Here is a 13,786-nt window from a genome sequence, read left to right on the forward strand (position 1 = left end):
CTACGGGTGCCGCGTCCAGAGGTCGGCCAGGACGTGGCCGATGCGGGAGAGCGCCGGTTCGGTGGTCATGTTCCAGTGCGTGGCGGGGACCGCGTGGTTGTGCACGGTGCCGTCGACGGCGCCCGCCCAGCCCGAGGCGCCGGTGGCGCCGGTGGGGTCGTCGAGTGCGGCGGTGAAGTAGACGAGGTCGCCCTTGTAGGAGCGGGGGCGGTAGCCGGCGACCAGGTCGAGGGAGCGGACGCCCGCGTCGAGGACGCGGTGCAGGCGGTCGGCGCCGAAGGAGGCGAAGGGTTCGGGGAGGTCGCCGAGGCGGGTGGCGAGGTCACCCAGGGTGACCGGGGCCGGGTCGCCCGGGGTGGCCGGAGCGCGGTCGCCGGGGGTTGCCGGCGCGGAGCCGGACGGTGCGCCGGCGACCTCTTGGCCCCCGGAAGCGGCGGCCGAGCCGACGGTCAGGCTCGCGGCCTGCGCGCCACCGAGCAGACCGCCCAACAGGTCACCGACGACGACAGACCCGTCCCGCTCGGCGGGCACCTCGAGCGAGCTGTCCATCATGCCGAGCAGGGCGACCTGCTGACCGCGATCCTGCAGCGCGACCGCGACGGCGTGCGCGAGCACCCCGCCGAGCGACCAGCCGAGCAGGTGGTACGGCCCCTCCGGCTGCACGGCGCGGATCTCATCGACGCAGCGCGTCGCCCACTCGGTGATCGAACCGGGCAGCTCCGGCTCGCCGGCGAGCACCGGCGACTGCAGGCCGTAGAGCGGCCGCTCCCGGTCCACGTGCGCGGCCAGCCCGGCGAACGACCAGGCGATGCCGCCGGCCGGGGCGAAGCAGAAGAGCGGCTCCGCGTTGCCGCCCGCGCGCAGCGGGAGCAGCACCTCGTAGGCGACCTCGCGGTCGACCCGCCCGCGCCCGGCCCGGTGCGCGGCGATCCGCTCGGCCAGCCCGCCCGGGGTGGGTGCGGCGAAGAGCCAGACCACGGAGACGGTCTCGCCGAGCTCGGCCGCCAGCCGCCCGGCCAGGGTGGTGGCGAGCAGCGAGTTGCCGCCGCGCTCGAAGAAGTTGTCGGTGGTGCCGATCCGCTCGGCGCCGAGGACGTCGGCGAAGGCGGCGCAGACGGTCTGCTCCAGCTCCGTCGCGGGTGCGGCGAACTCGGCGGCGCCGAGTTCGGGGGCGGGTAGCGCGGCCCGGTCCAGCTTGCCGTTGGCGGTGAGCGGCAGCCGGTCGAGCGGGATCAGCACCGCGGGGACCATGTAGCCGGGCAGCCGCTCGGCCAGCGCGGCGCGCAGCTCGGCCGGGTCGACCGTGTCGGCCGCGTAGTACCCGGCGAGCAGGGTGTGCTCACCGGCGCCGTGCGCGAGCACCGCCGCCGCGCGCACCCCTGGCTGCGCCAGCAGCGCGTGCTCGATATCGGCGAGCTCGATCCGGTAGCCGCGCACCTTGACCTGGAAGTCGCGGCGCTCCAGGTACTCCAGCTGCCCGTCGGCGTTCCAGCGCACCAGGTCGCCGGTGCGGTAGAGCCGCTCCCCCGGCCCGCCGAACGGGTCGGCGACGAACCGCTCGGCGGTGAGTTCGGGGCGGGCGTGGTAGCCGCGGGCCAGCTGCGCACCGGCCAGGTACAGCTCGCCGGTGACGCCGATCGGGACCGGGTGCAGCCGGTCGTCGAGGACGTGCACCCGCGACCCCGCCTCCGGCGTGCCGATCGGGGTGACCGGGCCGGGCAGCCCGGAATCGGTGCGGTAGCGGGTGATCGAGACCGCGGCCTCGGTGGGGCCGTAGAGGTTGTCGATCCGGGCCGCGGTGAGCGCGGCGACCCGGCGCACGGTGGCGGCGGGCAGCGCCTCACCGATCACCAGCAGGCGGCGCAGGGTCGCGGGCAGCGGTGCGGCGCCGGTGGTCTCGGCGAGCATGGCGAGCAGCGACGGGACCAGGGTCACGGTGGTGACGCCGGTGCGCTCGATCAGGTCGAGCAGGCCGCGCGGGTCGCGCTGGACGTCCCGCGGGGCGAGGACCAGGCGGGCGCCGGTGCGCGGGGCCAGCCAGAACTCCCAGACCGAGAGGTCGAAGGCGGCGGAGGTGGTGAGCAGGGCTGCGTCCTCGGCGCCGAGGCGGTATTCGGACCGCATCCACTCCAGCTGGTGCGTGACGGCGGCGTGCGAGACCGCGACGCCCTTCGGCGTTCCGGTGGAGCCGGAGGTGAAGATGACGTACGCCGGGTGCTCCGGGCGGAGCGGGGCGGTGCGCTCGTCGTCCCGCAGGGCGGCGCTGGACAGGGCGAACGGGCGCGCCTCGGCGACGGCCACGTTCAGCACCTCCCGTTCGCCGGGAAGGGGGTGCGGCCAGGCGGCCGAGGTCAGTACGAGCCGCGGGGCGGCGGCCGCGAGGACGGTGGCGGTCCGCTCGGCCGGGTGCGCCGGGTCCAGCGGGACGTAGGCGGCGCCCGCCGTGACCACCGCGTACATCGCGACCACCAGGTCGACTCCGCGCGGAAGCGCAAGCGCGACCAGCGTTTCCGGGCCGATGCCGCGGCTCGTGAGCAGCCGGGCCAGCCGGTTCACCCTGGCGGCGAACTCGGCGTAGCCGAGCGTGAAGGCGCCGTCGACCAGCGCGACCGCCTCCGGCGTCCGGCGCACCTGCTCCTCGAAGCCGGTGACAAGGGTGGCCGGGCCGGGCAGCGAGCGATCCGGCCGGTTCCAGGTGTGCAGCAGCCGCTCGCGCTCGGCGGCGTCCAGCAGCGGGATGTCGCCGACGGGGAGCCGCGGCTCCGCGCAGACGGCGTCGAGCAGCCGGTGCAGCCGGCCGGCGAACCCGGCGACCGTGGATTCGTCGAAGAGCGCGGTCGCGTAGGTGAGCGAGGCCGCGAGCCCGGCGGGCGTCCCGTCCGGGTGGTAGCGGTCGGTGATCACCAGGTGCAGGTCGAACTGCGACACCTCGGAGGCGATGTCGAGCGCGCCGACCCGCAGCCCGGCCAGCTCCAGATCGGCCTCGGCCTGATTGTGGAAGGAGAAGCCGACCTGGAAGAGCGGGTGCCGCGCGGTGGAGCGCTCCGGGTTGAGCACCTCCACCAGCCGCTCGAACGGCACGTCGGCGTGCGCGAAGGCGGCGACGTCGGCTTCGCGAACCCGGGTGAGCAGGTCGAGGAACGGGTCGGCGGCGCGCACCTCGGCCCGCAGGACCAGGGTGTTCACGAACATGCCGACCACGTCGTCGAGCTCGGCGGCGCCGCGCCCGGCGACCGGGGTGCCGACGGCGATGTCGGCGGTGCCGGAGAGCCGGGCCAGCAGGGTGGCCCAGGCGGCGTGCAGCACCATGAACAGCGTTGCCCCGCGCTGCCTGCCGAGCTCGGCGAGGCGGCCGTGCAGCCCGGCGTCCACGGTGAAGTCGAGGTGCCTGCCCCTGGTGGAGACCACCGGGGGGCGCGGGCGGTCGGCGGGAAGGGTGAGCTGGGCGGGCAACTCGGCCAGGGTCTCCCGCCAGAAGGTGAGCTGGCGGGTGACCAGCGAGCCGGGATCGTCCTCGGCGCCGAGGGTTTCGCGCTGCCAGCGGCTGAAGTCGGCGTACTGCACCGGGAGCGGGGTCAACGCCGGTGCGGCGCCGGAGCGGCGGGCCGCGTAGGCGAGCACGAGGTCGCGGGCGAGCGGGGCCAGCGACGAGCCGTCGGCGGCGATGTGGTGCACGACGACGACGAGCACATGCTCCACGGGCGCGTCGGCCTGCGCCGCATCGGCAGCGGCGGTGACCGGCGGCAGCCCGGGGCCGGCGGCGGCGGGTTCGGCGCGCACCGGGGCAGCACCGATGACGGCGAAGAGCCGGGCGCGGACCGGGACGGCGGCGGTGACGTCGAACCCGGCGCCGATGAAGTCGCCCGCGGCGGCGAGCAGGTCGTCGGCGGTGACCGGGATCGGGGTCAGCACCGGCCGCCCGGACTCGGCGGTGGGCAGCACCACCTGCACCGGCCCGGATTCGGTGTTCGGGTACACCGTGCGCAGCGTCTCGTGCCGCTCGACGACATCGGCGACGGCGGCGTCGAGCGCGGCGATGTCGAGGTCGCCGCCGAGCCGCACCGCGAGCGGGATGTTGTAGGCGGTGGACTCCGGATCGAGCCGATTCAGCAGCCACATGCGCTGCTGGGCCAGCGAGAGCGGGATCGGGCCGGTCTGCTCCCGCCGGACCAGCGCGGGCGCGGAAGCACCGTCGGCGGCGCCGAGTTCGGCGGCGAGCGCGGCGACCGTCGGGTGCTCGAAGACCAGGCGCACCCCGACCCGGGCGCCGAGCCGGGCGGCGAGCCGCGCGGCCAGCTGGGTGGCGGTGAGCGAGTTGCCGCCGAGCGCGAAGAAGTCGTCGTCCAGCCCGGCCCGCTCCAGGTCGAGCAGCTCGGCGAAGACCTCGGCCACCGCGTGTTCGGCGGCGGTGCGCGGGGCGCGGAACTCGGCGCCGCGGAACTCGGGCGCGGGCAGCGCCTTCCGGTCCAGCTTGCCGACCGGAGTGAGCGGCAGCGCGTCGAGCACGGTGATCGAGGCGGGCACCATGTACCCCGCCAGCGAGCGCCCGGCGTGCGCGGTGAGCTCGGCGATGTCGACGGTGTGGCCGGGTGCGGGCACCACGTAGGCGACCAGCGCGGTGTTCCCGGACGGGTCCGGGTGCCCGAGCGTGACGGCGGTGCCGACCGACCCGTGCGCGGTGAGCACCGCGTCGATCTCGCCCAGCTCGATGCGCAGCCCGCGCACCTTCACCTGCTGGTCGGCGCGGGCCGCGTAGCGCAGCCCGCCGGTCGCGGTCCAGGCCACCAGGTCGCCGGTGCGGTAGAGCCTGCCGCCCGCGGGGCCGTAGGGGTCGGCGACGAAGCGGTCGGCCGAGAGCCCGGGCCGTCGGTGGTAGCCGCGCGCGAGCCCGGGGCCGCGCAGGTACAGCTCGCCGACCACGCCGACCGGGACCGGCCGCAGCCTGGCGTCGAGGACCAGCGCGGACATGCCGTCGATCGGCGCGCCCATATCGAACGGCTCGCCCGCGCGCAGCGGGGCGCTGATGCTGGTGATGATGGTGGTCTCGGTGGGGCCGTAGGTGTTGTGCAGCGCGCGGCCCGGCGCCCAGCGGTCGACCAGGTCGCGGCCGTACGCCTCGCCGCCGACGGTGAGGTGCGCGAGGCCGGGCAGCTGCTCCGGGTCGATGGTGCGCAGCACCGCGGGGGTCAGGAAGGCGTGCGTGACCCCGGCGCGCCGGGCGAGCGCGGTGAGCTCGGCCCCGCCGTACACCCCGGCGGGCGCGATCACCAGCCTGGCGCCCGCGGCCAGCGCCAGCAGCAGCTCGAGCATGGAGGCGTCGAAGCTGGGCGAGGCGACGTGCAGCACGCGGGATTTCGCGGTGGTCCGGTAGGCGGCGAGCTGGGCCGCCGCCACCCCGGCGAGCCCGCCGTGCGTGGCGACCACGCCCTTCGGGACGCCGGTGGAGCCGGAGGTGTAGATGATCCAGGCCGGGTGCTCGGGGCGGATCGGGCGGAGCGGCCGCACCGCGCCGGGCGGCAGGTTGCGCAGCCTGGCGGCGGTGTCGGCGGCGTCGACCGCGATCCACTCGACGTCGCCGGGCAGCTCGGCGCGGACCGCGCCGACGGTGAGGCCGAGCGTCGCACCGGAGTCGGTGAGCATGTGGCTGATCCGCTCGGCCGGGTAGGTGGGGTCGACCGGGACGAAGGTGGCGCCGGTGCGGGCCACCGCCCAGAGCGCGAGCAGCGACTCCGCGGAGCGCGGCACCGCGACGGCCACCGTGTCCTCGGCGCCGACGCCGTGCTCCACGAGCAGCCGGGCGAGCCGGGTGGAGCGCTCGTCCAGCGCCCGGTAGTGCAGCTCGCGCACGCCGTCGACCAGCGCGGTGGCGTCCGGGTTCAGCGCGACGGCCGCGGCCATGAGCTCGGGCAGGGTGCGCGGCGGCACGGTGCGGGCGGGGGCGTCGAGCAGGGCGGCGCGCTCGGCAGGGGCGAGCAGCTCGGCGTCGCCCGCCGGGCGGGCCGGGTCGGCGGTGAGCGCGCCGAGCAGCCTGCCGAAGCGGCGCAGCAGCCCGGCGGCGGTGCCCTCGTCGAAGAGGTCGGTGGCGTAGTCGAGCTCGACGCTCAGGTGGCCGTCGGTATCGGGGTCGCCTGCCACGGTGAACTGCAGGTCGAACCTGGCCACCGCCTCGGTGAACTCCACCGGGCTCGGATCCAGCCCGGGCACCGCGGTCGCGGCGCCTGCCGGGGAGCCGTCGGCCAGGTAGCTCAGCGCGACGGTGAAGAGCGGGTGCCTGGCCAGCGACGGTTCCGTGCCGAGCTCGTCGACGACCCGTTCGAAGGGAACGCCTGCGTGGCCGAAGGCGGCCAGGTCGGCGCCGCGCACGGTATCGAGCAGCTCGGCGAAGGGTGCGGCGGTGTCGATCTCGGTGCGCAGTACAAGGGTGTTCACGAACATGCCGACCAGGTCGTCCAGCGCGGCCGCGCCGCGCCCGGCGACCGGGGTGCCCAGCACCACGTCGGCGGTACCGGAGAGCCGGGCGAGCAGCACCGCGAGCGCGGCGTGCACGACCATGAACGGGGTCGCCCGGTGTTCGGCGGCCAGCGCCCGCACCCGGTCGGCCACCTCGGCGCCGATCCGGGCGCGCACGGTACCGCCGCGGTGGCTCGCGACGGCGGGGCGCGGGCGGTCGGTGGGCAGCGCGGGGTCGGGCAGGTCGCGCAGGGTCTCCCGCCAGAAGGCCAGCTCGGTCTCGGCGCTCGCCTCGACGGCGGCGGCCTGCCAGAGCGCGTAGTCCGCGTACTGGGCGGTGAGCGGCGGCCAGGCCGGGGCGGTGCCGAGCACCCTGGCCAGGTAGGCGGCCATGAGGTCGCGCAGCAGCGGGGTCATGGAGTAGCCGTCGGCGGCGACGTGGTGCAGCACCGCGACCAGCACCTGGCTGGTCGGGTCCTCGCGCAGCAGCACCGCGCGCACCGGGACATCGGCGGTGACGTCGAAGCCACCGGCCAGCACCGCGCCGATCCGCTCGGCGAGCGGGGCGCCGTCCGGGTCGCGCACCTCCAGCCGCAGCGGCGGTGGGTCGGCGGGCAGGATCACCTGGTGGCCGGTGCCGTCCGGCCCGGCCGGGTAGACGGTGCGCAGCACCTCGTGCCTGGCGACCACATCGGCGAAGGCGGCGGTGAGCGCGGCGGTGTCGAGGCCGCCGTGCAGCCGGACGGCGACCGGGATGTTGTGCACGACGGAGTCCGGGTCGAGCCGGTTCGCCAGCCACATGCCGCGCTGCACCGGGGCCAGCGGCAGCCGCTCGGGGCGGGCACCGGCCAGCAGCGGGACCACGTCGCCCGGCACCGATTCCGCGGCGATCCGCTCGGCCAGCGCTGCCACGCCGGAGGCCTCGAAGAGCAGCCGCACCGGCACCCGCCGGTCCAGCGCCGCGCCGAGCCGGGCGATCAGCCTGGTCGCGCTGAGCGAGTTGCCGCCGAGCGCGAAGAAGTCGTCGTCAAGGCCGATCGGGGTGGCGCCGAGCACCGCCTCGAAGGCCGCCGCGACCTGCCGCTGCGCCGGGGTCACCGGCGGGCGGTAGGCGGTGCGGGCGAACTCGGGGGCGGGCAGCGCGGCGCGGTCCAGCTTGCCGGAGGCGTTGAGCGGGAAGGCGTCGAGCACCACGAGCACGCCGGGGACCATGTACGCGGGCAGCGCGGCGGCCGCGGCGGCGAGCACCGCGGTGTCGTCGAGCGCGGCGCCGGGCGCGGGGGTCAGGTAGCCGGCCAGGTGTTCGCCGACGACGAGCACCGCGGCCTGCGCGACACCGGGCACCGCGGCCAGCACCGCCTCGATCTCGCCGAGTTCGATCCGCTGGCCGCGGAACTTCACCTGGAAGTCGGTGCGGCTCAGGTAGATCAGCTCGGGGGCGTGGCCGGAGGTGTCCCAGCGCACCAGGTCGCCGGTGCGGTACATGCGCTGGCCGGGCCCGGCGAACGGGTCGGCGACGAAGCGGTCCGCGGTGAGGTCGGGGCGGGCCTGGTAGCCGCGGGCCAGCTGGATGCCCGCGAGGTAGAGCTCACCCGCGACCCCGGGCAGCGCGGGCCGCAACCGGCTGTCCAGCACGTAGACGCGGCTGTTCCACTCCGGGATGCCGATCGGCAGTACGCCGCGGCCGGTCTCGCCGGTGACGTCGCGGTGCGTGACGCTGACCGCGGCCTCGGTGGGGCCGTACAGGTTGTGCAGCGCCGCCGGGCTCACCGCGCCGAAGGCCCTGACCGTCTCGGCGGGCAGCGCCTCGCCGATCACGAACACCTGCCGCAGCGTGGCCAGCGCGTCGGCGCGGCCCGCCGCCGCCACGTGCGCGGCGAAGACGCTGAGCATGGAGGGGACGAAATCGGTGGCGGTGACGCCGTATCCGGCGATCACCTGGGTGAGGTAGCCGGGGTCGCGGTGGCCGTCCGGGGCGGCGAGCACGATGGTGGCGCCGACCCGCAGCGGCAGGAAGTACCCCCACAGCGAGACGTCGAAGGTGGTCGCGGTCTTCTGCAGGTACACCTCGCCCGCCGCCAGCCGATACCGGGACAGCATCCAGTTGGCCTGGTTGACGATCGCGGCGTGCGAGACGCTGACGCCCTTGGGCTTGCCGGTGGAGCCGGAGGTGAAGATGACGTACGCCGGGTGCGCCGGGCGCAGCGGCAGCGGCCGCTCGTCCGCGCCGATCGGATCGTCCCGGTAGCCGTCCAGCCGCAGCTCGTCCAGCCGGACCAGGGCGCCGTCGCAGGCGATCTCGGTTCCGGCGGCGGCGAGCACCACCGCGGGGCGCGCGGTCTCCAGGATGTGCGCGATCCGCCGCTCCGGGTGGTCCGGATCGATCGGCACGTAGGCGCCGCCCGCCTCCAGCACCGCGTACATGGCGACCACCAGGTCGATCGAGCGGCGCAGCGCGAGCGCGACCAGCGCCTCCGGCCCGACACCGAGCTCGATCAGGTGCCTGGCCAGCTGGTTCACCCGGCGGGATAGATCGCCGTAGGTGATGCTGGTGACGGCGCCGCCGTCGTCCGGGACGAAGACCAGCGCCGGGTGGAACGGGGTGGCGGCGGCCTGCGCGGAGAACTCGTCCAGCAGCAGCTCGGAGCCGAACGAGACGTGCGCGGAGTCGTTCCACTCGGTGAGCACCCGGTGCCGCTCGCCCGGCTCGAAGAGCTCGATGTCGCCCACCGGCCGGTCGGGGCTCGCGGTGACCGCGGCCAGCAGCCGGAGCAGCCGCTCGCCGAAGCCGCGCACCGTCGGCTCGTCGAAGAGGTCGGCGGCGTAGGTCAGCAGCAGCGCGTCGGCGGTGACGGTGAGCTGCAGGTCGAAGCGGGTGCCGACCTCGGTGACGCGGTGCTCGGCCAGGGTGAGCCCGGCCGGCTCGACCGTGACCGGCTCCAGGTTCTGGAAGAAGAGCGCGACCTGGAAGAGCGGGTGCCGCGCCTGCGAGCGCGGCGGGTCGAGCACCTCGACCAGCCGCTCGAAGGGGACGTCGGCGTGCGCGAAGGCATCCAGGTCGGTCTCCCTGACCCGGCGCAGCACGGCGCCGAACGGCGCGGCGGGCTGCACCTCGGTGCGCAGCACGAGGGTGTTCACGAACATGCCGATGACGTCGTCGAGCTCGGCGGCGCCGCGGCCGGCGACCGGGGTGCCGACGGCGATGTCTGCGGTGCCGGAGAGCCGGGCGAGCAGGGTGGCGAGCGCGGCGTGCACCACCATGAACGGGGTGGCGTCGTGCGCGGTCGCGAGTGCGGCGATCGACGTGACCAGCGCGGGGGCGAGCGGGAGCGTCGTCTCCCCCGCCCGGTGCGAGGCGACGGCCGGGCGCGGGCGGTCGGTGGGCAGGTCGAGCTGGGCGGGGGCGCCGCGCAGGGCGGTGCGCCAGTACGCCAGCTGGGCGGCGGCGGTCGAGCCGGGGTCGTCCTCGGCGCCGAGCAGTTCGCGCTGCCAGAGCGCGTAGTCCGCGTACTGCACCGGGAGCGGGGTCCAGGCGGGGGCGGTATTCTCGGTCCTGGCGGCGTAGGCGGTGGCGAGGTCGCGGGCGAGCGGGCCGAGCGAGAAGCCGTCGGCGGCGATGTGGTGCACGACCAGGGCGAGCACGTGCGCGGCCGGGCCCTGCCTGAGCAGCGCGACCCGCACCGGGACCTCGGCGGTGACGTCGAACGGGGTGCCGACCAGCTCGGCGATCGCGCGGGCCGGATCCGGTTCGTCGGTGACCGTGAGCGCGGGCGACCGATCCGCGGGCAGCACCCGCTGCCAGCCGGTGCCGTCCAGGTCGGGGTAGAGCGTGCGCAGGGTCTCGTGCCTGGCGACCACGTCGGCCAGCGCGGCGGTGAGCGCGGCGACGTCCAGCGGGCCGGTGAGGCGGATGACGGCGGGGATGTTGTTCACCGTCTCGGCCGGGTCGAAGCGGTTCAGGAACCACATGCGCTGCTGCGCCGGGGAGAGCGGAACCAGCTCGGTGCGCGGGCGGCGAGTCAGCGCGGGGCGGCCGCCGGTGCCCGCGAGGCGTTCCGCGCGGGCGGCCAGTGCGGCGACGGTCGGGGCCTCGAAGACCAGGCGGACCGGGAGTTCGGCGGCGAGTTCGGTGCCGAGCCTCGCCACCAGGCGGGTGGCGAGCAGGGAGTTGCCGCCGAGGGCGAAGAAGTCGTCGTCGGCGCCGATCTCGCCGGTGCCGAGGAGCTCGCCGAGAAGGTGGGCGACCAGGCGTTCGGTGTCGGACTCCGGGGCGCGGAAGGTGGTGGTCTCGAATTCTGGGGCCGGGAGGGCGGCGCGGTCGAGTTTGCCCGAGGGGTTGAGCGGGAGGGTTTCCAGCGGCACGAAGGCCGTGGGGATCATGTACGCGGGCAGCGCCTCCGCCAGCGCGCGGCGGGCAGTGTCGGCGTCGAAGTCGCCACCGGTTCCGGTCGCCGGGCGCGCGGCGGTGTGGCGCGGATCGGCACCCGCGGTCGCCGTGTCCGGGACGACGTAGGCGACGAGTTGATCGCCGCGGTGCGGGTCGGTGTGGACCGCGGCGACCGCGCGGCGGATGCCGGGGATGGCGGCGAGCGCGGTCTCGATCTCGCCGAGCTCGATCCGCAGCCCGCGCAGCTTGACCTGGAAGTCGGTGCGGCCCAGGTACTCCAGTTCACCGTCGGCGCGCCTGCGGACCAGGTCGCCGGTGCGGTACATGCGCTCGCCCGCCGGGCCGAAAGGCGCGGCGACGAAGCGGTCCGCGGTGAGGTCGGGGCGCGCCAGGTAGCCCTGGGCGAGCTGGGCGCCCGCCAGGTACAGCTCCCCCGGCACGCCGACCGGCACCGGCCGCAGCCTGCCGTCCAGCACGTAGAGGCGGGTGTTGAAGACCGGTGCGCCGATCGGCACCGACTCGGCGTCGGCATCGGTGACCGTGTGGTGCGTGACGTCGACCGCGGCCTCGGTGGGGCCGTACAGGTTGTGCACCGCGGCGCCGGTCAGCGCCCGCGCCCGCTGCGCGACGTCGGCGGGCAGCGCCTCGCCGGAGGCGAAGAGGTGCCGCAGCCGGGCGGGCTCCGCGGCGCGCGGCTCCTCCAGGTACACCGCGAGCACCGACGGCACGAAGTGCACCGCGGTGACGCCCGCGTCGGCGATCAGCGCCGCCAGCTGCGCCGGATCCCGGTGCCCGTCCGGCCCGGCCAGCACCAGCGCGGCACCGACCTGCAGCGGCCAGAAGAACTCCCACACCGACACGTCGAAGGTGGCCGGGGTCTTCTGCAGGACCACGTCGTCGGCACCGAGCCGATACCGCTCCTGCATCCAGACCAGCCGGTTCACGATGGCCGCGTGCGCGACCACCACCCCCTTGGGGCGGCCGGTCGAGCCGGAGGTGAAGAGCACGTAGGCGGCGTGCCCCGGCTGCGGGACGCCGAGCAGATCCACCTGGGTGAGCGGGGTCGCGGCGAAGCCGGCGAGTTCCAGCCGGTCGATCCGCACCTGCCGCACGCCGCCGGACTCCGGGTCGAAGCCGGAGGTCAGCATGAGCAGCGGGCGCGCGGTGGCCAGCACGTACTCGACCCGCTCGGCCGGGTGGTCCGGGTCGACCGGCAGGTAGGCGCCGCCCGCGGCGAGCACCGCGTACATGCCGACCACCTGGTCCGCGCAGCGGCGCATGCCGAGCGCGACGATGGAGTCGGGGCCGACGCCCTGGCCGGTGAGCCAGCGGGCCAGGCGGTGCACCCGGGCGGCGAACTCGGCGTAGCTGAGGGTGGTGTCGCCCGCGCGCAGGGCGGTGGCGTCGGGGGTGCGTGCGACCTGGCGCTCGAAGAGGGTGGTCAGGGTCGCGCCGGGGGCGCCGGGGTGCTCGGTGGCGTTCCAGGCGGTGAGCACCTGGTTCCGCTCGGCGGGGTCGAGCAGGTCGATGGCGCCGAGGCGCGCCTGCGGTGCGGCCACGGCGTGCTCGAGCACCCGGACGAAGCGGGCGGCGAGCGCGGCGACCGTGGCCGGGTCGAAGAGATCGGTGGCGTAGCGGAAGAGCGCGCGCAGCGCGGTGCCGTTCTCCGTGCCGTGCTCGGTGAGCTCCAGCGCCAGGTCGAACTGGGCGGTGTCGTTGGCCAGCGGGTAGGCGGCGACCTCGAGGCCGGGGAGCCGGAGCACGGTGTCGTCGCGGTGCTCGAAGGTGAGCAGGGTCTGCACGATCGGGGCGTGCGCGCGGGAGCGCACCGGGTCCAGCTCCTCCACCAGCCGCTCGAACGGCAGGTCGGCGTGGCCGAAGGCGCGGACGTCGTGCTCGCGCACGGTGCGCAGCAGTTCGGTGAAGGTGGCGTCGGGGCGCACCGGGGTGCGCAGGACCAGGGTGTTCACGAACATGCCGACGAGGTCGTCCAACGCCGGTTCGCCGCGGCCGGCCACCGGGGTGCCGAGCGCGATGTCGGTGCTGCCGGAGAGCAGGCCGAGCAGGGTGGCGTAAGCGGCGTGCAGCACCATGAAGGTGGAGACGCCGTTGGCCCTGGCCAGGTCGGTGAGCGCGCCGGTGAGCGCGGGGCCGATCGCGAACTCGGCGGCGGCGCCGCGGCCGGAGGCGACGGCGGGGCGGGGGCGGTCGGCCGGGATTTCCAGGAGCGGGGGGAGGCCGTCGAGTTCGGTGCGCCAGAAGCGGATCTGGTCGGCGAGGACGGAGTCCGGGTCGTCGGCGGAGCCGAGCGTCTCGTGCTGCCACAGGGTGAAGTCGGCGTACTGCACCGGAAGCGGGGTCCAGGCCGGTGCGGCTCCGGCGCCCGCCGCGCGGGCGGTGTACGCGGTCATGAGGTCCCGGGCCAGGGGCGCGGTGGAGACGCCGTCGGCGGCGATGTGGTGGACGACGACGGCGAGGACGTGGTCGTCGGGGGTGCGGCGGTAGAGGGCGGCCCGCAGCGGGAGGTCGGCGCGCAGGTCGAAGCCGGTGCCGGTGAGCGCGAGGATGGTTGCCTGGAGCGCGGACTCGGTACTGTCGGTGACCGGGAGCGCGAGCGCCGGGTAGTCGGCGAGAATGCGCTGGTACGGGCCCGCGTCGTCGTCGGGGAAGACGGTGCGCAGCGCCTCGTGCCGGTCGACCACGTCGCGCAGGGCGGCGCGCAGCGCGGCCGCGTCGAGCGCGCCGCGCAGCCGGATGGTGATCGGAATGTGGTAGACCGCCGAATCCGGGTCCAGTCGGTTGAGCAGCCACATCCGGGTCTGCGCCAGCGAGAGCGGCACCCGCTCCGGCCGCGGCCGTGCGGTGAGCGCGGGCCGTACCGTCCCGGTGGTCACCCTGGCGGCGAGCAGCGCCGGGGTCGGGGCCGCGAAGACCTCCCTGACCGTGAGC

The 13,786-nt window shown here is 75.8% G+C and carries 1 protein-coding gene (only partly in view); it reads right to left on the reverse strand.

The window, feature by feature from the left end:
• A protein-coding gene (locus ACFUJ1_RS20575) for a non-ribosomal peptide synthase/polyketide synthase (RefSeq protein ID WP_378647794.1) crosses the window boundary here: on the reverse strand, nucleotides 1-13,786 show its 3' portion. It continues 11,696 nt past the right edge of the window; the window shows 13,786 of its 25,482 coding nt (coding positions 11,697-25,482); its start codon lies off the right edge, out of view; the stop codon is at nucleotides 1-3.

Source organism: Nocardia sp. NPDC057227, from assembly GCF_042669725.1.
GTDB lineage: Bacteria > Actinomycetota > Actinomycetes > Mycobacteriales > Mycobacteriaceae > Nocardia > Nocardia asteroides_A.